Here is a 24554-nt window from a genome sequence, read left to right as displayed (position 1 = left end):
TTTTCGGGTGGGGGGATTTGACCTCCCTGCGAACCACTTTAGATCAACATGGCAAATTGCTCCGGTCAACTGACCATGCTTTTGGCGAATGCCGGTGTATAGCGTCGGCATGCTTATAATGCCCGGCCCCTTCTTGGTGGGGAAAAGCATGGGGAAAAGCGTGGGAGATGCTGGATGTTGTTACGTGGCCTGACCTGGCTGGTGCTGTTCCAATTGCTGGGCACAGCCATCAATCACCTGTTTTTACCGGTGCTGCCGGGGCCGATTGTCGGCCTGCTGCTGTTGCTGGTGTTTCTGATTTGTCGTGGCGAGGTCGGTGAGCCACTGAACCTGGCCGCCGGCAGTTTGCTGCGTTATCTGCCGTTGCTCCTGGTGCCGCCGGCGGTGGGCGTGATGGTTTACGCCAAGGATATTGCCGCGGACTTCTGGGCCATCACCGGCGCACTGGTCTTGTCGCTGCTGCTGTCCATGGCCTTTGCCGGGGTGCTGATGCAGCGTCTGGTCAAGCGCCACGCGCATCGCGGTGACGGCCAATGATCCTCGATTGGCAGGGCGCCCTGAATTCAGTGATTCACCATCCGCTGTTCGGCATCGGCATTACGCTGGGTGCCTATCAACTGGTGCTCGCGGCGTTCGAGAAAACCCGCTGGATCTTCCTGCAACCGGTGCTGGTTTCGATGCTGCTGGTGATCGGCGTGCTGGTGGTCTGTGGCCTGACGTACGCCGAGTACCGCAAGAGCACCGAGATTCTCAGTATCCTGCTGGGACCCGCGACGGTTGCCTTGGCGGTGCCGCTGTACTTGAATCTGCGACGGATTCGGCAGTTGTTCTGGCCGATATTTACTACGCTGGTGATAGGCGGCGTGGTCGCCACGGGCATGGGCGTGCTGCTGGGCTGGTGGTTCGGTGCCGAACACATGATCCTGATGACCATGGCGCCCAAATCCGTGACGTCGCCGATTGCCATGTTGGTGGCCGAGCAGATCGGAGGCGTCGCGGCGCTGGCGGCGGTGTTCGTGTTGATTACCGGTGTGATCGGTGCGATTTTTGGCCCGAGCCTGTTGACCCGGCTCGGCGTCCACAGCCCTGAGGCCCGGGGCATGGCGCTGGGAATGACCGCCCATGCGGTCGGCACGTCGGTGGCGTTGCAGGAAAGTGAAGAATGCGGCGCCTTTGCGGCGCTGGCGATGAGTCTGATGGGCGTGGCCACGGCGGTATTCCTGCCGTTGGCGGTGTCGATGGTGGTGTAAGGAAATGTCTATGAGCTTGCCGCTTTTTCCGCTGAATACGGTGCTGTTCCCCGGTTGCATCCTCGACTTGCAGATTTTCGAGGCGCGCTACCTGGACATGATCAGCCGCTGCATGAAACAAGGCAGCGGCTTCGGCGTGGTGTGCATCCTTGATGGCGAAGAAGTCGGCATCGCCCCGGCGGGTTATGCGCTGGTGGGGTGTGAAGCCTTGATCACCGATTTCAAGCAGCAGGACAACGGTTTGTTGGGGATTCGGGTGCAGGGTGGGCGACGTTTCCACGTGTTGCGCTCCGAAGTGCAGCGCGATCACCTGACCATCGCCGAGGTCGAGTGGCTGGAAGACGAACCGGAACAGCCGCTGCAGGATGAAGACGCCGACCTCGTCGCGTTGCTCAAGGCCCTGGCCGAGCACCCGATGGTTGAGGCGCTGAATATGGGCACCGAAGCGACCGGGCAGCAATCATTGGCCAATCAATTGGCGTACCTGCTGCCATTTGCCGAGGTGGACAAGATCGACCTGCTGCAACTCGATGATCCGCAGCAACGGCTGGATGCGATTCAGGCGTTGCTGGATGAGTTGCAGGGCGAATTGTTTGCGTGATCGCTAAAAGATCGCAGCCGGCGGCATCTCCTACATAGGATCGGCGTACGACCCGTAGGAACTGCCGAAGGCTGCGATCTTTTGATCTTCAATACGCGTAGCGCAACATCATATGCGGCAGATGCCGCAGCGCGAAAAACGCAAACAACGCCAATAGCGATGGCAGCACCAGCCACCAGACCTTGGGTGGCATGGGGTTGAGCGGCGTCTGGCGTTGACTCAGCCACAGGCTCGCCGCGCAGACACCGGCCGCCAGCATCGCGCCGGCCAGCACGTCTGTCGGCCAATGCGCCCCCAAATACACTCGCGACAACGCAATCGCCAGCGCCGGCAAGCAGCCCAGCAGCAGCCAGGTCAGGCGCATGCGCGGCGGTTGCCCGCGCCCGGCCAGGACGGCAATGGCCAGGAATAGCGCGAAGGAACCGGAGGCGTGACCGCTGGGCATGCTGTAACTGGTCAGTGGGTCGCTCAACACTTCCGGGCGCATTCGGGCGAAAAAGTGTTTGGTCACGGTGTTGCCCAGCGCGGTGAACAGCAGCGCGCCGCCCGCGAAAATTGCCTGGCGCCATTGCCGGGTGAGCAACAGCAAACCCGTCAGCAGGGCGCTGAACACCAGCATGTTGCGAAATTCACCGATCAACGTGAAGGTGACCGCCACTTCATCGAGCATCGGGCTGCGGTGTTCTTGCACCAGAGTCATCAAGCCCTGGTCGAGGGCGGTCAGGTGGGGGTAGCCGATAAACAGCCCGATCAGAATCACCAGGCCCAGGCCGGCGATATAAGCAGTCGCGTGGCGATGACGACGCAAGCTGCTGGTGACACTCAAACCGATCATCACCGCGATGCTGCCGGCGACAATGCCTGCCTCGGGCCAGAAACCTTCTGGCAACGGCAGGCGAATCGCCGCCCCCGTGGCCCAACCCGGCAGCAAGTAAGCGACGCTCCAGCCTGCAGCGGCCAACAGGCTGACGGCGGCGAAGCGCGGGAAGGGCATGTCGAACATCCCGGCGACCATCGGCAGCATCGGCCGCAATGGGCCGATGAAGCGTCCGACCAGAAGGCTGGCGATCCCATAGCGCTGGAAGTAGGACTCGGCCCCGGCGATCCATTCCGGGTGATGGCGCAAGCCAGGCAGGCGCCGGATGTTCTGGTGGAAATGTCGCCCAAGGAAGTAGGAAACCACGTCACCCAGCAAGCCACCGAGAAACCCCAGCAACAGCGTTTCACCCAGCGACAACGCGCCACTGCCCGCCAGCACCGCCACGGCAAACAGCAAAACGGTGCCCGGCACGATCAACCCGGCAATCGCCAGGCATTCCACACAGGCCACGATAAACACAGCGGCGGCCAGCCACTGTGGATTGACCGTCAACCAGCCGGTGATGCTATCGAGCCATGGGCCCATACCTACAACTCCATCCAATAAAGAACAAACACAACCTTCAACACACCACAGCCCCGTGTGGGAGCGAGCTTGCTCGCGATGGCGTCACATCAGTCAACATAGATGTTGAATGCCAGTCCGCCATCGCGAGCAAGCTCGCTCCCACAGGGATTAGCTGTGATTCAGGGCAACAAAAAATAATCGCGACCTTCGACCTGCCCCCGGCGCAGCGGGTTCCGCGTGCAATACGGCGCGTACGCCGCATCCACGAAGCGGTACATCAGGTGTTCGTCACGGCCATGGGGAATCCCCAAACGGGTGGTTTGAATGATGTGGGCGGGCGCCGGGCCGATGTCTTGCACCAGCAGCACTTCATGATCAAAACGCTTGGCGTCCCAGACTGGCACCTTCAAGCCCAGCGACTTGCACAGCAACGTCTGGCCGGCGCAGAGCTTTTGCGATGGGCGAGGGCGGCCTTGAGCGTCGGGGTTATTCACCAGCATCTGCGCCAGGCTCGCCGGCCCGCTCAATTCATCGACCCACGGATAAGCGGATTTGATCAGCACCGCGTTGCCTGGCCCTTGGGCGCTGAAGTTCAAGGAATCACCGCCCCGGGCGTAATACATATAGATGTGGCCGCCATCCAGAAACAAAGCCTTACGTTTTTCTGTGTAGCCGAGGGACGCATGGCTGCCTTTTTCTTCGCAGTAATAGGCTTCGGTCTCGATGATCCGGGCGCTGAGCCACAGATTGCCGACCCGGTGACGGATGACTTTGCCCAGTAACTCCCGGGCCAGAATTTGTGCGTCTCTGTCGAAAAAAGCGTCCGGCAGCGCCGTGGGCACGGTCGCAAGAGGGGCGCGAACAGTCAGGTTGGACATGATGAACGGCGTTTATCAGGGCTGATTGAGCGGTGATGATAACAATTTGCAGCTTAATCACGGCTGAACGTCGGCAAATTGCCCTCCATTTCGACCATCCGCCCGTCACCGCTGTTAGTCCTAGGACGCGACAGCTATAATCTGCCGCTTTCATCTTTGCCAAGACCCCATCAGACATGACTGAGTCCGTCCTCGACTACATGACCCGCCTGGGTCGCGCTGCCCGCGAAGCGTCGCGCATTATCGGCCGTGCCAGCACTGCGCAGAAAAACCGCGCCTTGCAGGCTGCCGCCAATGCGCTGGACGCCGCCCGCGGCGAGTTGACGGCCGCCAATGAGCTGGATCTGGCCGCGGGTCGGGCCAATGGGCTTGAGCCGGCCTTGCTGGAACGCCTGGCACTGACCCCGGCGCGCATCGACGGCATGATCGTCGGCCTGCGCCAGGTCGCGGCCCTGCCGGATCCGGTGGGCGCGATCCGTGACATGAGCTTTCGCCCATCCGGCATTCAGGTCGGCAAGATGCGCGTGCCGTTGGGTGTGATCGGGATCATCTACGAATCCCGGCCGAACGTGACCATCGACGCCGCCAGCCTGTGCCTGAAGTCCGGCAACGCGACCATCCTGCGCGGCGGCTCCGAAGCCATTCATTCCAACCGAGCCATTGCCGCCTGCATCCAGCGCGGCCTGGCCGAGGCCGAGCTGCCGGCCGCCGTGGTGCAAGTGGTAGAAACCACCGACCGTGCCGCCGTCGGCGCACTGATCACCATGCCTGAGTACGTTGACGTGATCGTGCCGCGCGGTGGCAAAGGCCTGATCGAGCGGGTCAGCCGTGACGCCCGTGTGCCAGTGATCAAGCACCTGGACGGCATCTGCCACGTCTACGTCAGTGCCCACGCCGATCTGCCGAAAGCCCAGCGCATTGCGTTCAACGCCAAGACTTACCGTTATGGCATCTGCGGCGCGATGGAAACGCTGCTGGTGGATCAAAGCGTTGCCAAAGATTTCCTGCCACCGATGGCTACCCAGTTCCGCGAAAAAGGCGTCGAGCTGCGCGGTTGCGAGCGGACCCGGGCGATCATCGACGCTGTTGCCGCGACTGAAGAAGACTGGTCCACCGAATACCTGGCGCCGATTCTGTCGATCCGCGTCGTCGATGGTCTGGACCAGGCTATCGAGCACATCAACAAGTACGGCTCCCATCACACCGATTCGATCGTCAGCGAAAACCTCGCTGACACCCGGCGTTTCGTGGCCGAAGTCGACTCGTCGTCAGTGATGATCAACACCCCGACCTGCTTCGCCGATGGCTTTGAATACGGATTGGGTGCCGAGATTGGCATTTCTACTGATAAGCTGCACGCCCGCGGCCCGGTGGGCCTTGAAGGTCTGACCTGCGAGAAGTACATCGTGGTCGGTGATGGCCAGTTGCGCGGACAGGAGTCGGTCTGACTTGGGCGACCTCGACCCGTCAGCCCCGGTCACTGCCGGCAAGGCTGAGCCTCGACGCATTGGCGTGCTGGGCGGAACGTTCGACCCGGTGCACATCGGCCATTTGCGCGGTGCACTGGAAGTCGCCGAATCACTGGGCCTCGATGAGCTGCGCCTGACACCCAGTGCCAGGCCGCCCCATCGGAACACGCCGCAAGTGTCGGCGCAGGACCGTCTGGCGATGGTCGAGTGCGCGGTGGCCGGTGTGGCGCCGTTGGTGGTGGACGCCCGCGAATTGCAGCGGGACAAACCGTCCTACACTATCGATACCCTGGAATTGATGCGTGCCGAAATGGCCGCGGATACCCAGGTTTTTCTACTTTTGGGCTGGGACGCATTTTGCGGCCTGCCCACTTGGCACCGCTGGGAAGAGTTGCTCCAGCATTGCCACATCCTGGTGCTGCAACGCCCGGATGCCGACAGCGAACCGCCGGATGCCTTGCGCAATCTGTTGGCGGCACGCTCGGTGAGCGACCCGCTGGCCCTCAAAGGGCCGAGCGGACAGATTGCATTCGTCTGGCAGACACCGCTCGCGGTATCCGCCACCCAGATCCGTCAACTGCTGGCCAGCGGTAAGTCGGTACGTTTCCTGGTGCCCGACGCGGTCCTGGCCTACATCGATGCGCACGGTCTGTACCGTGCGTCGAACTGAAAAAAAGGGCACGTTTCAAGGCACGATATGACGTGTATTGAAACGCCCGAACATACGAGCAAAACGAGTTTTATATGACGAACAAAGACGTAACTAAAGTAAAGCGCAAAGGCACGTTCAAGAGCGCCCCGCTGCCTGAGACGGTTCTCACCACCGAGCCGCTGAAGGGTGATGAGCTGGTCAAAATTGCCGTAGCTGCTCTGGAAGACGTGAAGGGCCAGGACATCCAGGTCATCGACGTTCGTGAAAAGCAGAGCATCACTGACTACATGATCATCGCTACCGGTACTTCGAACCGCCAGATCGGCGCGATGCTGGACAAGGTCCGCGAAGCCGTCAAAGCCCTGGGCGTCAAGCCATTGGGTGAAGAAGGCAAGGGCGACAGCGACTGGGTTCTGCTGGATATGGACGACGTGATCGTGCACATGATGACCGCTTCGGCGCGTCAGTTTTACGACCTCGAGCGTCTGTGGTCTGGTGCCGAGCAGAGCCGTGCGCTGAACGCGGCTCACCACAGCCCGGAAAACACCCACGAGCATTTCATCAAGCTCAACAAAGACCAGCAGTAAGGGACCGCTGTGCGACTGCGACTGATCGCCGTCGGTTCACGCATGCCCAAGTGGGTGGAAGAAGGCTGGCATGAATATGCCAAGCGTCTTCCGTCCGAGCTGGCGCTGGAACTGGTGGAAATACCGCTCAACACCCGTGGCAAGAACGCCGACGTGGCGCGCTTCATCCGTCAGGAAGGCGAAGCCATGCTGGCCAAGGTCGGGCCGAACGAGCGGGTTGTCACCCTCGAAGTCCACGGCAAGCCCTGGAGCACCGAGCAACTGGCGGTCGAACTCGATCGCTGGCGGCTGGACTCGCGCACGGTGAATTTCATGGTCGGCGGCCCCGAAGGGCTGGCGCCGGAAGTCTGTGCCCGGGCTGATCAGCGTTGGTCGTTGTCGCCGTTGACGTTGCCGCACCCGCTGGTGCGGATTCTGATCGGCGAACAGTTGTATCGTGCCTGGACAGTCCTGTCCGGCCACCCTTACCACAAGTAGTTCTGCCCTCATGTCCCAGCCGATCCGCATCAAGGACCACGAAAAAGACGCCCGTCTGGTGCGTGGCCGCGTCGTGTTCGGGGCAATTGCGGTGGTGGCGCTGATTTGCGTGCTGATCGCGCGGCTGTATTACCTTCAGGTGATTCAGTACGAGTACCACTCGACCCTGTCGGAAAACAACCGCGTCCACGTACAGCCGATTCCGCCGACTCGCGGGCTGATCTTCGACCGTAATGGCGTGGTGGTGGCCGACAACCGGCCCAGCTTCAGCCTGAGCATGACCCGCGAGCGCTCCGGCGACTGGCAGCAAGTGCTCGACGTGATCGTCCAGGTGCTGGAACTGACCCCCGAGGACCGGGGAATCTTCGAGAAACGCATGAAGCAGGGGCGCCGACCATTCGAGCCGGTACCGATCCTGTTCGAGCTGACCGAAGAACAAATCGCCCGGATCGCGGTGAATCAGTTCCGGCTGCCGGGTGTGGAAGTGGTCGCGCAGTTGGTGCGGCATTACCCGCAGGGCGCGCACTTCGCGCACTCCGTGGGCTACATGGGCCGGATCAACGAGAAAGAGCTCAAGACTCTGGACCCGGTCGGTTACAGCGGTACTCATCAAATTGGCAAGACCGGCATCGAGCGCTTCTACGAGCCCGAGCTGCACGGTCAGGTGGGTTACGAAGAAGTCGAGACCAACGCTCGGGGCCGCGTATTGCGCGTGCTCAAGCGTACCGATCCGATTCCCGGCAAGGACATTGTCCTGAGCCTGGACATCAAATTGCAGGAAGCCGCCGAAGCGGCACTCGGCGGTCGCCGTGGTGCGGTGGTGGCGCTGGACCCGAACACCGGCGAAGTCCTGGCGATGGTCAGTGCGCCGAGCTTCGACCCGAACCTGTTCGTTACCGGCATTAGCTTCAAGGCCTATGCCGAGCTGCGGGATTCCATCGACCGGCCGCTGTTCAACCGTGTGCTGCGCGGTCTGTACCCGCCGGGATCGACCATCAAGCCTGCGGTGGCGATTGCCGGCCTGGACTCGGGCGTAGTGACGGCCTCGACCCGGGTCTTCGACCCCGGCTACTACATGCTGCCCAACTACGATCACAAATACCGCAACTGGAACCGTACCGGCGACGGCTACGTGGACCTGGACACGGCGATCATGCGTTCCAACGACACCTACTTCTATGACCTGGCCCACAAGCTGGGCATCGATCGCTTGTCCTCGTATCTGGGCAAATTCGGCATTGGCCAGAAGGTCTCGCTGGACATGTTCGAAGAATCGCCGGGGCTGATGCCGTCCCGGGAGTGGAAGCGCGCAACCCGACGTCAGGCCTGGTTCCCGGGTGAAACCCTGATTCTGGGGATCGGCCAGGGCTACATGCAATCCACGCCGCTGCAACTGGCGCAAGCCACGGCACTGGTGGCCAACAAAGGCGTATGGAACCGTCCGCACCTGGCCAAGACCGTCGAGGGCGAGCGACCGAAAGATGAAAATCCGATGCCGGACATCGTTCTGCGCGATCCGTCCGACTGGACCAAGGTCAACCACGGCATGCAGCAAGTAATGCACGGCGCTCGCGGTACGGCGCGCAAAGCCGCCATCGGTTCGCAATACCGGATTGCCGGTAAAAGTGGTACGGCCCAGGTGGTCGCGATCAAGCAGGGCGAGAAATACGACCGCTCCAAGGTGCAGGAGCGCCACCGCGACCACGCCTTGTTTGTCGGCTTCGCGCCGGCGGATAACCCGAAAATCGTCGTGTCGGTGATGGTCGAGAACGGCGAGTCCGGTTCCGGTGTTGCCGCCCCTGTTGTGCGACAAGTCATGGATGCCTGGCTCCTGGACCAGGATGGACGACTCAAACCTGAGTACGCCGGCCCTATCAGTGCGGAGGCTACGGCCCGTGAAGAGTAATTTCGATCGCATCCTCTCCAGTGAGGACGTGATGCGTCGCCGTGCGACGCTGCTGCAACGCATGCACATCGACGGCCCGTTGTTGATCCTGCTGCTGACCCTCGCCGCCGGCAGCCTGTTTGTGCTGTATTCGGCCAGTGGCAAGAGCTGGGACCTGCTGGCCAAGCAAGCCACTTCGTTCGGCATCGGCCTGGTGTCGATGATCGTTATCGCCCAGTTCGAGCCGCGTTTCATGGCCCGTTGGGTGCCGATCGGTTATGTGCTCGGCGTGTTGTTGCTGGTGGTGGTGGACGTCATGGGCCACAACGCCATGGGCGCCACGCGCTGGATCAACATTCCCGGGGTGATCCGCTTCCAGCCCTCGGAATTCATGAAGATCCTGATGCCGGCGACCATCGCCTGGTACCTGTCCAAGCGCACCTTGCCACCGCAGCTCAAGCATGTGGGCGTCAGTCTGTTCCTGATCGGCTTGCCGTTTATCCTGATCGTGCGCCAGCCTGACCTCGGCACTTCGCTGCTGATCCTCGCCGGCGGCGCGTTCGTGCTGTTCATGGGTGGCCTGCGCTGGCGCTGGATCCTCAGCGTAATCGCCGCGGCAGTGCCGGTGGCGGTGGCGATGTGGTTCTTCATCATGCACGACTACCAGAAGCAGCGAATCCTGACCTTCCTCGACCCGGAAAGCGATCCGTTGGGCACTGGCTGGAACATCATCCAGTCCAAGGCGGCCATCGGTTCCGGTGGTGTGTTCGGTAAAGGCTGGCTGCTGGGCACCCAGTCGCACCTGGACTTCCTGCCGGAAAGCCACACCGACTTCATTATTGCGGTGCTGGGCGAGGAATTCGGCCTGGTGGGCATTTGTGCACTGCTGCTGATTTACCTGTTGTTGATCGGTCGCGGGCTGGTGATTACTGCACAGGCCCAGACATTGTTCGGCAAATTGCTCGCGGGCAGCCTGACCATGACGTTTTTTGTTTACGTTTTCGTCAACATCGGTATGGTCAGTGGCCTGTTGCCGGTTGTGGGGGTGCCGTTGCCGTTCATTAGCTACGGAGGAACTTCGCTGGTGACGCTGCTGTCAGCGTTTGGGGTTTTGATGTCGATCCATACCCATCGTAAGTGGATCGCACAGGTTTGAATAAGGTGAAGATTTCAATGCAAGCAATGCATGGCTGGGCGACTCGATACGCGCCGTGGGTCGGCCTGGTAGGCATCCTTGGTACCGCAGAAACGCGGGCCGGCGATTACGAAGGCTCACCCCAGGTGGCTGAATTCGTCGGTGAAATGACCCGCGACTACGGCTTTGCCGGTGAACAGCTGATGGGCGTGTTCCGCGAAGCCGAGCGCAAACAGACGATTCTGGACGCCATTTCCAAACCTGCCGAGCGGGTTAAACAGTGGAACGAATATCGCCCGATGTTCATCACCGATGCGCGTATTGCCCGTGGTGTGGACTTCTGGCGTCAGCACGAGGCGGTACTGGCCCGTGCCGAGCAGGAATACGGCGTGCCGGCCCAGGTGATTGTCTCGATCATCGGCGTTGAAACCTTTTTCGGCCGCAATACCGGCAATTACCGGGTGATCGACGCGTTGTCGACCCTGGGTTTCGACTATCCTCCCCGTGCCGAATTCTTCCGCAAGGAGTTGCGTGAATTCCTGCTGCTGGCCCGGGAAGAGCAGGTCGATCCGCTCACCCTCAAGGGTTCCTACGCCGGTGCGATGGGCTTGCCGCAATTCATGCCGAGCAGTTTTCGCGCCTATGCGGTGGACTTCGACGGTGACGGCCACATTAATATCTGGACCAACCCGGACGATGCCATCGGCAGCGTTGCCAGCTATTTCAAGCGTCACGGCTGGGTCGCCGGCGAACCTGTGGTCAGCCGTGCCGATGTGCGGGGCGATCAGGTGGACGACGGTTTGACCACCGGCATCGAGCCGACGAAAACCGTCGGGGAGTTGCGGGCGTTGGGCTGGTCGAGTCATGATGCGCTGCGCGATGATATGCCGGTCACCGCTTTCCGCCTGGAAGGTGACAATGGCCCCGAATACTGGATGGGCCTGAAGAATTTTTACGCGATCACGCGTTATAACCGCAGCGTGATGTACGCCATGGCCGTACATCAACTGTCTGAACAGCTGGTCCAAGCACGGGGCGTCAAGTAATGCGGGCATTGCCTATGAATAAACCCCTGAAGCTGATGGCATTCGCCGCGTTGGCGGTGCTGGTCGCCAGTTGTTCGACCAGCCGCGCGCCGGTGCAGAAGACCAACACCGCCGTGCGCGCTACGCCGGGGCTGGACATCAACCGCGCCCACAAAGATGGCGCGCCGTGGTGGGACGTGGATGTTTCGCGCATCCCGGATGCCACACCGACCCTGCACAGTGGCCCTTATAAAGCCAACCCCTACACCGTGTTGGGCAAGACCTACTTCCCGCTGCAAGACTCCAAGACCTACGTCGCCTCGGGCACGGCGTCGTGGTATGGCACCAAGTTCCACGGCCAGAACACCGCCAACGGCGAGGTGTATGACCTGTACGGCATGAGTGCCGCACACAAGACCCTACCGCTGCCAAGTTACGTTCGGGTGACCAACCTGGACAACAACAAGAGCGTGGTCCTGCGCGTCAACGACCGTGGGCCGTTCTATTCGGACCGCATCATCGACTTGTCCTACGCCGCCGCGAAAAAGCTCGGCTATGCCGAAATTGGCACGGCGCGGGTCAAGGTCGAAGGCATCGACCCGCAACAGTGGTGGGCAGCGAAAGGCCGTCCGGCGCCTTTGATGCTCAACGAGCCGCAAGTAGCGCAAAATGCCGCGCCGACTATTACCGCTTCGGCGGGGACGGTCGAGCAGTGGACACCACCGCCGCAGCAGCACGCCACGGACACTGTGCCTGTGCAGGTTGCCGCAAAAAAAAACGCTTCTGTACCAGCCTCTGGCCAGTATCTGCAGGTGGGCGCGTTCGCCAACCCGGACGCTGCAGAACTCCTGAGATCGAAGTTGAGCGGGATGGTGAGCGCTCCGGTGTTCATCAGTTCGATCGTGCGCAACCAGCAGACATTGCATCGGGTACGCCTGGGGCCAATGGGTTCGCCGGGTGAAATCCAGCAAGTGCAGAACAGTGTGCGAATGGCCAATCTCGGTTCGCCGAGCCTGGTCACCGCCGAGTAACACGTAGGACTTGATTGACGGTTCGCTTGCGGTTTGGGGGGCGGACCGGGTTGTTGGCTCGTTAAGAACAAAAGCCCGGCAAGGGTTACTGAGTGAGCAACTGAACACGCGACAACCCTTTAGACGGTTGTCTGATTAGTTTTGCCTTTGGGCAGTTTCCATTAGCGATTTCGAGAGACGGATGAACATCACCACCTTTGCCAAACGCCTGTGCCTGTTAGTCCCGCTGTTCATCACGCCTGCCGCTTTTGCGGTAGAAATGATGCCGTCGCCACCGCAACTGGCCGCCAAATCCTACGTGCTCATGGACGCCAGCAGCGGCAACGTGCTGGTGGAGAACAACGGTGACCAGCGCCTGCCACCCGCCAGTCTGACCAAACTGATGACCGCGTACATTGCGACGCTGGAAATCCGTCGTGGCCAGATCGGTGAAAACGACCCGGTGACCGTCAGCGAAAACGCCTGGCGTACCGGCGGTTCGCGGATGTTCATCAAGGTTGGCTCGCAGGTGACGGTCAGCGACCTGCTGCACGGCATCATCATTCAGTCGGGTAACGACGCCAGTGTTGCGCTCTCCGAGCACATCGCCGGCAGCGAAGACGCGTTCGCTGACATGATGAACAAGACGGCCGGCGACCTGGGCATGACCAACAGCCACTTCATGAACCCGACCGGTCTGCCGAACCCGGAGCACTACTCGTCGGCTCACGACATGTCGCTGCTGGCTCGCGCAATCATCCACGAAGACCCGGCTCACTACGCGATCTACTCGCAGAAAGAGTTCTTCTGGAACGGCATCAAGCAGCCTAACCGCAACCTGCTGCTGTGGCGCGACAAGACTGTTGACGGCCTGAAAACCGGTCACACCGACGAAGCCGGCTACTGCATGGTGTCTTCGGCCGTCCGTGATGGCATGCGCCTGATCGCCGTGGTGTTCGGCACCAACAGCGAAGTGGCTCGTGCCTCCGAAACCCAAAAACTGCTGACCTACGGTTTCCGCTTCTTCGAAACCCAGACCTTCTATCAGAAAGGCGCCGAGCTGGCTCAGGCCCCTGTCTGGAAAGGCACTACCAATCAAGTCAAGGCTGGCCTGGCTGAAGACCTGACCATGACCTTGCCAAAAGGCCAGCTGAAAAAGCTCGCCGCCAGCATGACCATGAACCCGCAACTGGTTGCGCCAATCGCCAAGGGCGACGTAATCGGTAAAGTCGAAGTGAAACTGGACGACAAGGTAGTGCACAGCGCCGACCTGATCGCTCTGGACGCGGTCGAGGAGGGTGGTATCTTCCGCCGCATGTGGGATAGCATCCGTCTATTCTTCTACGGCTTGTTCAACTGAATTAGTGTGGACCTGCATGGCTCCGTTCCAACCCGGAACGGGGCCATGTCCGTTGCCACGGCTTACGAGGCCGTTACGCCATGACAGATACCGAAGTAAAGGCGCCAAAGATCGAATTCCCCAACGTTGATTACCCGGTTAAGGTGATCAGCGATACCGGTGTGGGCAACAGAGACAAGATCATCGAGATCGTCAAGAAACACGCGACGATCAACCATGACCGTGTGGACGAGCGCCAGAGCACCAACGGCAAGTACACCACGATCCAGCTGCACATCATCGCCACCGGTCAAGACCAGCTGTACGACATCAACAGCGAACTGCGGGCTACCGGTTTCGTGCACATGGTGCTGTGATGCCGGGCACGCTGGGCTTTCGCGAGCTCGGCCAGATGGCTTACGAGCCGGTCTGGCATGCCATGCAGCGCTTCACCAACGAACGCGGCACTGACGCCGCGGACGAGATCTGGCTGGTAGAACACCCACCGGTGTTCACCCAGGGTCAGGCCGGCAAGGCCGAGCACCTGCTGCTTCCCGGAGATATTCCGGTGGTGCAGGTCGATCGCGGCGGCCAGGTGACTTACCATGGTCCCGGCCAGTTGGTGGCCTACCTGTTGCTGGATGTGCGCAAACTGGGTTTCGGCGTGCGTGACCTGGTCACCCGCATGGAACACTGCCTGATCGAGTTACTGGCCAGCTATGGCGTCACCGCCGCAGCCAAGCCAGACGCGCCAGGTGTCTACGTCGATGGGGCGAAAATCGCTTCACTGGGCCTGCGGATCCGCCACGGCTGTTCCTTTCACGGCCTGGCCCTGAACGTGGACATGAACCTGGAACCGTTTCGACGGATTAATCCCTGCGGCTACGCCGGGCTGGCGATGACCCAGCTGAGCGATCACGCAGGATCGATTGAATATGCCGAGGTAAGTGCCCGGCTGCGCGCGCAGCTCGTCAAACACCTCGACTATGCTGAGCAGACGACCCTTACGGGCGGAATCGACTGATATGACTACTGATGCAGTGCAAACCATGATCCCGACGCTGGATGTTACCGAGCGCCCGGCCCCACGTGCCAAGGTTGAAGCCGGCGTCAAGCTGCGCGGCGCCGAGAAGGTTGCACGCATCCCGGTAAAGATCATTCCGACCACCGAACTGCCGAAGAAACCCGACTGGATCCGCGTGCGTATCCCGGTGTCCCCGGAAGTCGACCGCATCAAGGCCCTGCTGCGCAAACACAAGCTGCACAGCGTCTGCGAAGAAGCGTCCTGCCCGAACCTGGGCGAATGCTTCTCCGGCGGCACCGCGACGTTCATGATCATGGGCGACATCTGTACCCGTCGCTGCCCGTTCTGCGACGTCGGCCACGGTCGTCCGAAGCCTCTGGACACCAACGAGCCGCAAAGCCTGGCCATCGCCATCGCCGACCTGAAACTCAAGTACGTGGTGATCACTTCGGTTGACCGCGACGACCTGCGTGACGGCGGTGCCCAGCACTTTGCCGACTGCATCCGCGAGATCCGCAAGCTGTCCCCGAACGTGCAGCTCGAAACCCTGGTTCCGGACTACCGTGGTCGTATGGACGTAGCGTTGGAAATCACCGCTGCCGAGCCGCCGGATGTGTTCAACCACAACCTGGAAACCGTGCCGCGCCTGTACAAGGCCGCGCGTCCGGGTTCGGATTACCAGTGGTCGCTGACCCTGCTGCAACGCTTCAAGCAGATGATGCCGCACATTCCGACCAAATCCGGCCTGATGCTGGGCCTGGGCGAAACCGACGAAGAAGTCATCGAAGTCATGAAGCGCATGCGCGAACACGACATCGACATGCTGACCCTGGGTCAATACCTGCAACCGTCCCGCAGCCACTTGCCGGTGCAGCGTTTCGTGCACCCGGACGTGTTCGCCTGGTTTGCCGAGGAAGGTTACAAGATGGGCTTCAAGAACGTCGCTTCCGGCCCGCTGGTACGTTCCTCGTACCACGCTGACGAGCAGGCGAAGCTGGTTAAGGCCGAGCTGATCGCGTCCTTGTGATTCACGGCTGAAAGATAAAAACGCCCGCACGGTTCTGGCCATGCGGGCGTTTTTTTGCCTGGCCTACATCCACGGCGGTCTTTTCCCGCAACGCGCGGCGCGATTGACCCCCTTCTGTTTATGCCCGTTCCTGACTACTGTGTGCTGAAGATTTCATGCAGGGAGATTCATGGATGACCGTTCGACCGACCCACACCCTTTTTCCTTACGCACCTGTACCGGCCTTGCCGTCGGAAGGCGTGATCGGCGTGATTGCGCCTGCCGGCCCCGCATCGCTGGACACCGACAAGGCTGTGCAGTGGATGCGCGCCCGGGGCTATTCGCTGCGGGTGTTTCCCGGCGTCTACGAAAACGATGGCTACCTGGCCGGTAGCGATGAGGTGCGGCTCAATGACCTGCACGGGGCATTCGCCGACACAGACGTTGCCGCGATCATTTGCCTGCGCGGTGGCTATGGTACGCCGCGACTGCTGGATCGCATCGACTTCGATTTGTTGCGTGCCAACGCCAAGCCCTTTATTGGCTACAGCGACATCACCGCACTGCATCTGGCCATCGCTCGCTATGCAGGCTTCGTGACGTTTCATGGTCCGCTGCTCAACGCCGATCTGCTGGGTGGCAAGCAGAAGCCCACGGAATCATCGTTCTTCAACATGCTGCGTGGGCAGGTGAAGGCGGGCAGCGCGTTGACGCACCCGGTGGCCTACCCGTTGAGCACCATCGAGCCTGGCATCGCTCACGGGCGTTTGCTGGGGGGCAATCTGTCGATGATTGCCTCGACCATGGGCACACCTTACGAAATCGATGCTGAAGGGGTGATCCTGTTCATCGAGGACATCAACGAGCCGTTGTATCGCATTGACCGGCTGCTGACCCATCTGCGCCTGGCGGGTACGCTGGGCAAGTTGCGTGGGGTTCTGGTGGGGGATGTGGCGGGAGTGGACGCGGCCGCGCTGGCGCGGTTGCTCAAGCAAACCTTCGAACCGTTGCGGATTCCGGTACTGGCCGGGTGGCGCAGCGGGCATTGTGATCCGAACCTGACGTTGCCCATGGGCGCGCTGGTCAAGCTGGATGCGGGAAACAAGGTGTTGGTGTTGGAGCAGGATGTGGTGGTCAAGCGTTAGAACGTTGTCGCCAGTTAGTCAGTCTTCGCGGGCAAGCCTCGCTCCTACAGAGCGCAACACTGTAGGAGCAAAGCTTGCTCGCGATGCTTTTAACGGCTACGCAAACCTTCCAACAATTTGTGCGTCGGATACCCATCCGCCGGCCAGCCAAACGACTGCTGTGCGCTACGGATCGCCTTGCGGGTATTGGCGCCGATGATGCCGTCGGCGGTGCCCGCATCGTAGTTCTGCGTGCTCAACAGGTTCTGCAGCTCGATCCGCTCGCTACGGCTCAGCGGCAAGTCATCCTTGGGCCACGAACCATTGATCAGGCCCGCACCGGTGAAGCGCTCGGACAACAGGCTGACTGCCAACGCATAGGACGACGAGTTGTTGTACTTGAGGATCGCGCGGAAGTTGTCGAGGACCAGGAACGCCGGGCCACGATAACCGGCCGGCAGCAGCAGTGCGGCGGACAAGTGTTCGGCGCCTGCCGGGACTTGCGCGCCATTGGGCAGGGTCACACCCAGTTGCAGCCATTCGGCGACGCTCTTGCGAATCGTGCCGTCGGCCAGAACGTAATTGAAATTGCCAGGCAGTTGCGCCTCGAAACCCCACGGCTGGCCTTTCTGCCAGCCGGAGCTTTGCAGGTAATGCGCGGTCGAGGCCAGGGCATCGGCGGGACTGCCCCAGATATCGCGGCGACCGTCGCCATCGAAGTCCACGGCGTGGGTGTTATAGGTGGTCGGAATGAATTGGGTCTGACCCATGGCGCCGGCCCAGGAGCCGAGCATTTTCTCCGGCGTGATATCACCCTGTTGCAGAATCTGCAGGGCGGCGATCAGTTGCGCATGGGCAAAGCCCGGGCGCCGGCCTTCGTAGGCCAGGGTCGCCAGAGAATTGATCACCGACTTGGTGCCCTGGAACTGGCCGAAATTACTCTCCATGCCCCACACCGCGACCAGCGCCTGGCGATCGACGCCGTAGCGCTGCTCAATGCTTTGCAGGATGTCGGCGTACTGGCTGACCAGCGCCTGACCCTTGCGCACCCGCAGCGGCGACAGCGCACCGTCGAGGTATTCCCACACCGGGCGGGAAAACTCTGGCTGGCTGCGGTCGGCGCGGATCACGCTGTCATCGAAGCTGACATTCGCGAAGGCGCGGTCGAACAGATCGGCACGAATCCCGGCGGCCAGGGCGTCCTTGCGGAAACCGGCCTGCCATTCGGCAAAGGTCTGGGTCGGCTGGATATCGAGGTTGTCACCGCTCGGCACCACGGGCGGGATCACCGCAGGGGCGGTCGCGACGGGGGCAGTCTGAAGCGGTTGGGCGTCGGCGGCGGTCGGTTTTTCCGCGCAGGCGACAAGCAATATGAGGCTGGAGGCAGCAATCAGTTGGCGAAAGTGCCAACGACGGGAAAGACAAAGGGGCATGCACAGGTCCAGGGAATACGAATCAGGTGCAGACCTTAACATGGAGAAGGGGGGCTGCGCTTTAAGCGGCCAGAAAGTAAGAAGCCTCCCAGCTATTAGACTGGAAGGCTTCGCGGCGGTAGCTGCCTTTGCCCTTGCCGGCTCGTTCCTGACGGCTGCGGAACAGTGGCTGGGCGATGATGGATTTGGCCTTGTTGGGGCCACTTTTAGATGGCTTTTTGCTCATGATCGGATCTCACAGATAGGTGGGTTTTGCGGGGAAAATAATCTGCCGAAGTTTGGGGTCTGTCCAGCCCTACGTTGTGTAGGACCTTTCGGGCGCTTTCGCGGGCAAGCCTCGCTCCTACAGGTCTGCGTAGGATTTGTAGGAGCGAGGCTTGCCCGCGAATAGCCGTTATGCGGTCGCAGGTCTTACTCAGCAGGCAACGTCAGGCGCTGCCCAGCCATCAACAACGACAACCGACTCAAACTCATCCACGGCGAACCCGCGGCCTGGCCTTTGATCTGCGCATCAATGCGCTGCGCTTCCAGCAACAACTGCGCCCAGCGTTGCGCCGAGTAGCGTTGCAGGGCTTTGCTCATCAGCGGTTTGCGCTTGTCCCAGACCGGCGGTCGGGCCGAGCTGAAGGCTTTGTCCAGCGGCACACCCTGGCTGTATTGCAGTGCAAGGCTGGCCAGCAGGCGCAATTCACGGGCCAAGGCCCAGAGAATCACCGGTGGTTCGACGCCTTCGCCGCGCAGTCCTTCGAGCATGCGCAGGGCATGGGCGGCTTCGCCGTTGAGAATCGCATCGGTCAGGCCGAACACGTCGAAACGCGCACTGTCGGCAACGGCCGCTTGCACGGTTTCGACGGTAATCTGGCCACCTTCGGCCATCAGCTTGAGCTTTTCGATTTCCTGGGCGGCGGCCAACAGGTTGCCCTCAACCCGTGCGGCGATCAGCTCGACGGCGTCCTGACTGGCAGACAGCCCGGCCTGGGACAACCGCTGGCGAATCCAGCTCGGCAGCTGATTGGCATCCACCGGCCAGATCTGCACGAACTGAGTTTGCGCACCTTCGACCAGCGCCTTACCCCATTTGGTCTTCTGCGCCGCGCCATCGAGCTTGGGCAGGCTGATCAGCAAGATTGTGTCTTCGGCCGGGCGCGCGCAGTACTCGATGAACGCGGCGGCACCTTTGTCACCGGGCTTGCCGGAGGGCAAACGCAGTTCCAGAAGACGCTTTTCGGCGAACAACGACATGCTGGCGCCGGCCTGCAGCAGCGTTCCCCAGTCGAAACTGGCGTCGGCGGCGAAGACCTGGCGTTCGTCAAAACCCTGTTGGCGAGCAGCAGCGCGAATCGCGTCGGCGGCTTCCTGACACAACAGTGGGTCATCGCCACTGATGATGTAGACCGGCGCGAGGGCACCTTGCAGGTGTTTGGCGAGTTGGGCGGGGGCGAGTTTCATAAGAGAGGGCAAACGGGGCGCCTGAGCGCCCCGTAAGTCTTACTGCTACGGGATTTCGACAGGCGACTGGCGCGGCGTTTCCGCTTCAGCCTTCTGCGCCGCTTTCAGTGCGTCGGCTTCAGCCTTGGCACGGGCGTTCGCGGTCTGTTGCAACTGATCCAGCTGAGTCGGCGTGATCTGCTGCAGGCGCAGAATCATGCGTTGAACCAGTTCACGACGGGTTTCTACGCGGGCAGTGGCCGCTTCCTGGTCGGAACCCACCAGGTTGTTGCCGTCGTGGATAAAGATCTTCTCCACTTCGAGCTTATCGCTCATCAGCGCCAGGTCGTGCTCACCACGGATGTCGTAGTTCAGCACGGTAGTCACCTGATACTCACCCGTACGACCGGCACCGGCGTAGCTGAGGATGCGCTGGCTTTCCTGCTCATCGGTCAGGATCAGCTTGTACGGTGCGCCGGTGTAAACCTTGACGCCGCTGCTCGACAGCACCTGACGCAATTGCGTCACGGTTTCGCCGTAGGCATTGCGGGCGCTCACGTCGAGTTCCTTGATTGCCAGTTCAGTGGTGCCGGTGCCGCGCAGCTGGAAACCGCAGGCGCTCAACAGGACTGCGAGGCCCATCACCAGCAGATTGCGTTTGATCATCTTGTTGCTCCCCTTGAAACCATGTGGGCCGACCGTGCGGCCCGAAAGGTTTAACTCGGCGCCAGGCTCACCTGGCGCCTGATCCAATTAGCTGGCGACGATATTGACCAGTTTCCCGGGCACTACGATCACTTTACGAATAGTCAGGCCGTCGACGAAGCGCAGCACGTTTTCATTGGCTCGTGCCGCCGCTTCGACTTCTTCGCGGGTGGCGCTGGCCGGCATTTCAATATGGCCGCGCAGCTTGCCGTTGACCTGAATAACCAGTTGCAGGCTGTCCTGCACCAACGCGTTCTCGTCCAGTACAGGCCAGGCTGCATCGATCACCGGGTCAGCGTGACCCAGTTGATTCCACAGTTCGTGGCTGATGTGCGGCGTAATCGGCGCCAGCAGCAGGACCACGGTTTCGAGGCCTTCGTGAATCAGCGCGCGATCCTGTGCGGTGCCTTGCGGGGCTTTTTCCAGCACGTTCATCAGCGTCATCACCTGGGCGATGGCGGTGTTGAATTTGTGGTTCTGGCCGACGTCATGGCTGGCCTGCTTGATGGCTTGGTGGATCGAACGGCGAATGACTTTCTGCTCGTCGTTCAGGCTGGCGATGTCCAGTTTGCCCGGCAGGCCTTGTGTCACGTGGGCTTGAGCCAGACGCCAGACGCGCTTGAGGAAGCGGTGCGAACCTTCGACGCCGGAGTCCGACCATTCCGCGCTCATGTCGGGTGGCGAAGCAAACATCATGAACAGACGGCAGGTGTCTGCGCCGAACTGGTCAATCATCGACTGTGGATCGACGCCGTTGTTCTTCGACTTGGCCATCTTCTCGGTGCCGCCGATTTCTACCGGCAGGCCGTCTGCGATCAGCTTGGCGCTGATGACCTTGGCTTTGCTGTCGCGCACGAGTTCCACGTCCGCCGGGTTGAACCAGGTGTAAGCACCATTGGCTTCGCGACGATAGTAAGTCTCGGCGATCACCATGCCTTGGGTCAGCAGGTTCTTGAACGGCTCGTTGGAACTCACCAGGCCTTCGTCACGCATCAGTTTGTGGAAGAAGCGCGCATACAGCAGGTGAAGAATCGCGTGTTCGATGCCGCCGATGTACTGATCCACCGGCAACCAGTGGTCGGCCGCCGATTTTTGCACCAGGCCGCCTTCATAGTGCGGCGAGGCGTAGCGAGCGTAGTACCACGAGGACTCGACGAAGGTGTCCATGGTGTCGGTTTCACGCTTGGCAGGCTGACCGCATTTCGGGCAGCTGCACTCGTAGAACTCGGGCATGCGCGCCAGTGGCGAACCGGCGCCGTCCGGCACAACGTCTTCCGGCAGTACGACCGGCAGTTGATCTTCCGGGACCGGCACATCACCGCAAGTCTCGCAGTGGATGATCGGGATCGGGCAGCCCCAGTAGCGCTGACGGCTGATGCCCCAGTCGCGCAGGCGGAACTGGGTGCGCGAGGCGCCGAGTTCTTTCTTGATCAGCGTGACTTCCATGGCGTCGAAGGCGCCTTCGAAGTCGAGGCCGTCGAACTCGCCGGAATTGATCAGCGTGCCGTGCTCGCCGTAGGCGTCTTGCCATGGCGCCGGGTTGGTGTCGCCAGAGCTGGTGCGCACGACCGATTTGATCGGCAGGTTGTACTTGGTGGCGAACTCGAAATCACGTTCGTCGTGGGCCGGAACCGCCATTACCGCGCCATCGCCGTAATGCATGAGTACGTAGTTAGCGACCCACACCGGGAGTTTCTCACCGGTCAGCGGGTGCTCGACGAACAGCGAGGTCGGCAGGCCTTTTTTCTCTTGAGTGGCGACGTCGGCTTCAGCAACGCTGCCGCCCTTGCATTCAGCGATGAACGCTTGCAGCTCTGGGCTGTTCTTCGCGGCCAGGGTCGCCAGAGGGTGTTCGGCGGCGACCGCTACGTAGGTCGCGCCCATCAGGGTGTCTGGACGGGTGGTGAAGACTTTCAGTACGCCGCTTTCGCCGATGGAATCGACGTTGTACGGGAACTGCACTTCCATGCCCCGGGACTTGCCGATCCAGTTGCGCTGCATGGTCTTGACCTGTTCAGGCCAGCCCGGCAGATCGTCGAGGCTCGACAGCAGCTCATCCGCGTAAGCGGTGATCTTGAAGTAGTACATCGGGATTTCGCGCTTTTCGATCAGCGCGCCGGAACGCCAGCCGCGACCGTCGATCACCTGTTCGTTGGCCAGGACGGTCAGGTCGACCGGGTCCCAGTTCACGGTGCCGCTCTTTTTGTAGATCACACCTTTTTCGAACAGGCGAGTGAACAGCCATTGTTCCCAGCGGTAGTAATCCGGCTTGCAGGTAGTGACTTCGCGGGACCAGTCCACCGCCAGGCCCAGGCTGCGCAGCTGGTTTTTCATGTAGGCGATGTTTTCGTAGGTCCACTTGGCGGGCGCTACGTTGTTCTTCATCGCGGCGTTTTCCGCCGGCATGCCGAAGGCGTCCCAACCCATGGGTTGCAGGACGTTCTTGCCTTGCATGCGCTGGTAGCGGGAGATCACGTCGCCGATGGTGTAGTTGCGCACGTGCCCCATGTGTAGCTTGCCGCTGGGGTAAGGGAACATCGACAGGCAGTAGAAAGTCTCCTTGCCTGGCTGTTCACTGACTTCAAAGGACTTTTGCTCGTCCCAGAACGACTGGGCGGCGGCTTCGATTTCACGGGGCTGATATTGTTCGTGCATGGCTACTTTTGAACTGAATAGGGGTGGCCTAATCCTCTTCAATGCAACGCCGGACGGTGATCACGCCAAATTGGCGTTTCGGTGTCCAGGCGAGCTGGAAGTGGAGTTACAGGAAGCGCCGTAGCATACATGACCGCGCTCTATCGAGGGAAACCCTGATTACAGGCGCAAGGTCGCTCAAAACCTGCCGCGAGGGCCGTTGGTCGCTGGGTTCAGCCGGTTTGTTCATGGAAGCTAAGCTCCTAATTGGGGAGTGAGTCTTATCTTCAATGAGGTGAGGGATGGTTGAGTCACAGCGCAAAGTTACAAAACCGGAGCTGTATGAACGACTGATCGATCGTCTGGGGATGGCCCTGGACGCGGCGAAAACCGCCGGTCGGTTGCGTGATGAACGTCCCCTGGAGCTGGAGTTGCGTGGCCTGAGCCCCGCAGAGTTTGCATTGGTCAAGGCGTATCTGGATCGCAGTGAACGTGAAACACACGGATGCTTGTCAGAAGCAGTGAAGCAACTCGACGCACCACGTTCGGCCAAGATCATCTGGCTCAAGGACAAGGCACCCTGCAGGGACGCGGTAAAGGTCCGGTCTCTGCAATTCAAGTAAGGGCACTTGAAGCCATTAGACATGGTTTTTTGAAGCATAGTCCTTCCGCATTAGTTGTCGCATTGCGTCAACCCACTTAGGCTTCGGGCATCTCTGGAGATGCTCGATGCCTTTTCGTTATTTCGTGAAACAACTTCTGTTGCCGCCCGGCATTCTTCTGCTGTTGCTCGCGCTTGCCTGGTGGTTGCGCCGCTCAAGGCCGCGACTGGCCGGATTGTGCTTTGCGCTGGGGCTTGGCGGGTTCTGGTTAATGAGCCTGCCGGTGGTGGTGCAATGGAGCGCCAAGGCGCTGGAACGGGAGCCGCCGCTGGCGCTTGATGCATGGGCGACCCTGAGTCAGCGCGCCGATGCGATCGTGGTGCTGGGGTCTGGGCGCGAGCGGGGTGACTCAGCCTGGGGCGCCGACCAGCCGACCGGCATTGGCCTGGAACGTCAGCGATATGCCGCTCGATTGGCCAAGGCGTCCGGGTTGCCGATCCTGACCAGTGGCGGCCTGCACTACGACACACCGCCCACGGAAGCCAAATTGATGGCGGATTCGCTGCTCGATGACTTCGGCGTGACCGTGCGCTGGCAGGAAGGGCGCAGCCGCACGACTTGGGAGAATGCGCAGTTCAGTGCCCAAGTGTTGCTGCCGGAAGGTATTAAACGCGTAGTGGTGGTGACGCAGGCCTGGCATATGCCGCGGGCGGTATGGAGTTTCAGGCAGGCAGGATTTGAGGTGGTGCCCGCGCCCGTGGGGTTTCTGGGTGTCGACAATGCCCGGCCGCTGGGCGGCTGGATGCCTGAGTTCAAGTCGATCTGGCAGAGCGGGCAGTTGGTGAATGAGGCGGTGGGGCAGATTGGGTATTCAATGTTCTATCGCTGACGATGATCGTTCCC

25 protein-coding genes are annotated in these 24554 nt (G+C 60.9%); 18 read left to right on the top strand and 7 right to left on the bottom strand.

The annotated features are described in order from the left end of the window. The first annotated feature begins 174 nt into the window (after positions 1-174). From BK667_RS03125 to BK667_RS03115, 3 genes are read left to right on the top strand one after another with little or no spacing between them, the layout of a single operon-like run. Positions 175-537 (top strand): CidA/LrgA family protein, encoded by a 363-nt coding sequence (locus BK667_RS03125; protein WP_123509896.1) that lies wholly within the window; start codon positions 175-177, stop codon positions 535-537. After that, complete coding sequence (locus tag BK667_RS03120; protein WP_123509895.1) at positions 534-1250, top strand: LrgB family protein; 717 nt, start codon at positions 534-536, stop codon at positions 1248-1250. The genes BK667_RS03125 and BK667_RS03120 overlap by 4 nt, the downstream gene beginning before the upstream one ends. Positions 1251-1260: 10 nt before the next feature. After that, positions 1261-1851 carry an LON peptidase substrate-binding domain-containing protein gene (locus tag BK667_RS03115; RefSeq protein ID WP_123596771.1) on the top strand — a complete coding sequence of 197 codons (591 nt, stop codon included), beginning with the start codon at positions 1261-1263 and terminating at the stop codon, positions 1849-1851. 88 nt (positions 1852-1939) lie between these two features. Here BK667_RS03115 and BK667_RS03110 read toward each other — a convergent pair whose 3' ends face one another. After that, positions 1940-3256 (bottom strand): bifunctional DedA family/phosphatase PAP2 family protein, encoded by a 1317-nt coding sequence (locus BK667_RS03110; RefSeq protein WP_123596770.1) that lies wholly within the window; start codon positions 3254-3256, stop codon positions 1940-1942. Positions 3257-3417: 161 nt separating this feature from the next. Continuing rightward, positions 3418-4116: a DNA-3-methyladenine glycosylase gene (locus BK667_RS03100; RefSeq protein ID WP_123596769.1), complete on the bottom strand. Its 699-nt coding sequence runs from the start codon at positions 4114-4116 to the stop codon at positions 3418-3420. A 176-nt stretch (positions 4117-4292) separates the two neighbouring features. On the opposite strand from BK667_RS03100, the gene BK667_RS03095 reads away from it, so the two are divergent. From BK667_RS03095 to BK667_RS03035, 13 genes are all read left to right on the top strand, one after another. Next, positions 4293-5564 (top strand): glutamate-5-semialdehyde dehydrogenase, encoded by a 1272-nt coding sequence (locus BK667_RS03095; protein WP_123596768.1) that lies wholly within the window; start codon positions 4293-4295, stop codon positions 5562-5564. Beyond that, positions 5533-6255 carry a nicotinate-nucleotide adenylyltransferase gene (gene nadD, locus BK667_RS03090; RefSeq protein WP_123596767.1) on the top strand — a complete coding sequence of 241 codons (723 nt, stop codon included), beginning with the start codon at positions 5533-5535 and terminating at the stop codon, positions 6253-6255. Before BK667_RS03095 ends, nadD begins: the two co-directional genes overlap by 32 nt. A gap of 74 nt (positions 6256-6329) precedes the next feature. After that, entirely contained in the window at positions 6330-6824 is a 495-nt protein-coding gene (gene rsfS, locus BK667_RS03085) for a ribosome silencing factor (RefSeq protein ID WP_123596766.1), read from the top strand. A gap of 9 nt (positions 6825-6833) precedes the next feature. Next, the gene (gene rlmH / locus BK667_RS03080; protein ID WP_007937439.1) at positions 6834-7301 is read left to right on the top strand and encodes a 23S rRNA (pseudouridine(1915)-N(3))-methyltransferase RlmH; all 468 of its coding nucleotides are present in this window, start codon (positions 6834-6836) and stop codon (positions 7299-7301) included. Positions 7302-7311: 10 nt separating this feature from the next. After that, positions 7312-9207 carry a penicillin-binding protein 2 gene (gene mrdA / locus BK667_RS03075; protein ID WP_123509889.1) on the top strand — a complete coding sequence of 632 codons (1896 nt, stop codon included), beginning with the start codon at positions 7312-7314 and terminating at the stop codon, positions 9205-9207. Positions 9208-9238: 31 nt separating this feature from the next. Beyond that, positions 9239-10342 carry a rod shape-determining protein RodA gene (gene rodA / locus BK667_RS03070; protein ID WP_054052418.1) on the top strand — a complete coding sequence of 368 codons (1104 nt, stop codon included), beginning with the start codon at positions 9239-9241 and terminating at the stop codon, positions 10340-10342. A gap of 17 nt (positions 10343-10359) precedes the next feature. Beyond that, on the top strand, positions 10360-11367 hold the full coding sequence (gene mltB / locus BK667_RS03065; RefSeq protein WP_123509887.1) for a lytic murein transglycosylase B: 1008 nt from the start codon (positions 10360-10362) through the stop codon (positions 11365-11367). Further along, entirely contained in the window at positions 11367-12377 is a 1011-nt protein-coding gene (locus BK667_RS03060) for a septal ring lytic transglycosylase RlpA family protein (RefSeq protein WP_123509886.1), read from the top strand. The genes mltB and BK667_RS03060 overlap by 1 nt, the downstream gene beginning before the upstream one ends. A 181-nt stretch (positions 12378-12558) precedes the next feature. Next, positions 12559-13716 carry a D-alanyl-D-alanine carboxypeptidase family protein gene (locus BK667_RS03055; protein ID WP_123404559.1) on the top strand — a complete coding sequence of 386 codons (1158 nt, stop codon included), beginning with the start codon at positions 12559-12561 and terminating at the stop codon, positions 13714-13716. Positions 13717-13796: 80 nt separating this feature from the next. Beyond that, positions 13797-14072, top strand: a complete 276-nt coding sequence (locus BK667_RS03050) for a DUF493 domain-containing protein (protein WP_123509885.1) — start codon at positions 13797-13799, stop codon at positions 14070-14072. Continuing rightward, positions 14072-14719 carry a lipoyl(octanoyl) transferase LipB gene (gene lipB / locus BK667_RS03045; protein ID WP_123509884.1) on the top strand — a complete coding sequence of 216 codons (648 nt, stop codon included), beginning with the start codon at positions 14072-14074 and terminating at the stop codon, positions 14717-14719. Before BK667_RS03050 ends, lipB begins: the two co-directional genes overlap by 1 nt. A 1-nt stretch (position 14720) precedes the next feature. Next, positions 14721-15746, top strand: a complete 1026-nt coding sequence (lipA, locus tag BK667_RS03040) for a lipoyl synthase (RefSeq protein WP_123404565.1) — start codon at positions 14721-14723, stop codon at positions 15744-15746. Between the two features lie 173 nt (positions 15747-15919). Further along, entirely contained in the window at positions 15920-16870 is a 951-nt protein-coding gene (locus BK667_RS03035; protein WP_123596765.1) for a S66 peptidase family protein, read from the top strand. A gap of 89 nt (positions 16871-16959) precedes the next feature. Here BK667_RS03035 and BK667_RS03030 read toward each other — a convergent pair whose 3' ends face one another. The 5 genes from BK667_RS03030 to leuS form a co-directional block, all read right to left on the bottom strand. Further along, the gene (locus tag BK667_RS03030) at positions 16960-18282 is read right to left on the bottom strand and encodes a lytic murein transglycosylase (RefSeq protein WP_123596764.1); all 1323 of its coding nucleotides are present in this window, start codon (positions 18280-18282) and stop codon (positions 16960-16962) included. A gap of 61 nt (positions 18283-18343) precedes the next feature. Continuing rightward, positions 18344-18508 carry an alternative ribosome rescue factor ArfA gene (arfA, locus tag BK667_RS03025; RefSeq protein ID WP_090179482.1) on the bottom strand — a complete coding sequence of 55 codons (165 nt, stop codon included), beginning with the start codon at positions 18506-18508 and terminating at the stop codon, positions 18344-18346. A gap of 185 nt (positions 18509-18693) precedes the next feature. Continuing rightward, on the bottom strand, positions 18694-19731 hold the full coding sequence (gene holA / locus BK667_RS03020; RefSeq protein ID WP_123596763.1) for a DNA polymerase III subunit delta: 1038 nt from the start codon (positions 19729-19731) through the stop codon (positions 18694-18696). A 45-nt stretch (positions 19732-19776) separates the two neighbouring features. Beyond that, the gene (locus BK667_RS03015) at positions 19777-20376 is read right to left on the bottom strand and encodes an LPS-assembly lipoprotein LptE (protein WP_123596820.1); all 600 of its coding nucleotides are present in this window, start codon (positions 20374-20376) and stop codon (positions 19777-19779) included. A gap of 87 nt (positions 20377-20463) precedes the next feature. Then, positions 20464-23070 (bottom strand): leucine--tRNA ligase, encoded by a 2607-nt coding sequence (gene leuS / locus BK667_RS03010; protein WP_123596762.1) that lies wholly within the window; start codon positions 23068-23070, stop codon positions 20464-20466. 281 nt (positions 23071-23351) lie between these two features. Here leuS and BK667_RS03005 point away from each other — a divergent pair, with 281 nt between their 5' ends. Both BK667_RS03005 and BK667_RS03000 read left to right on the top strand, forming a co-directional pair. Continuing rightward, entirely contained in the window at positions 23352-23672 is a 321-nt protein-coding gene (locus BK667_RS03005) for a hypothetical protein (protein ID WP_123596761.1), read from the top strand. Between the two features lie 106 nt (positions 23673-23778). Continuing rightward, the gene (locus tag BK667_RS03000; protein WP_123596760.1) at positions 23779-24540 is read left to right on the top strand and encodes a YdcF family protein; all 762 of its coding nucleotides are present in this window, start codon (positions 23779-23781) and stop codon (positions 24538-24540) included. Positions 24541-24554: the final 14 nt, after the last annotated feature.

The sequence above is a fragment of the Pseudomonas frederiksbergensis genome, assembly GCF_003732705.1.
Lineage (GTDB): Bacteria > Pseudomonadota > Gammaproteobacteria > Pseudomonadales > Pseudomonadaceae > Aquipseudomonas > Aquipseudomonas frederiksbergensis_F.
Note: the sequence above shows the minus strand (reverse complement) of the source record. Positions and strands in the feature narration are given on the sequence as shown.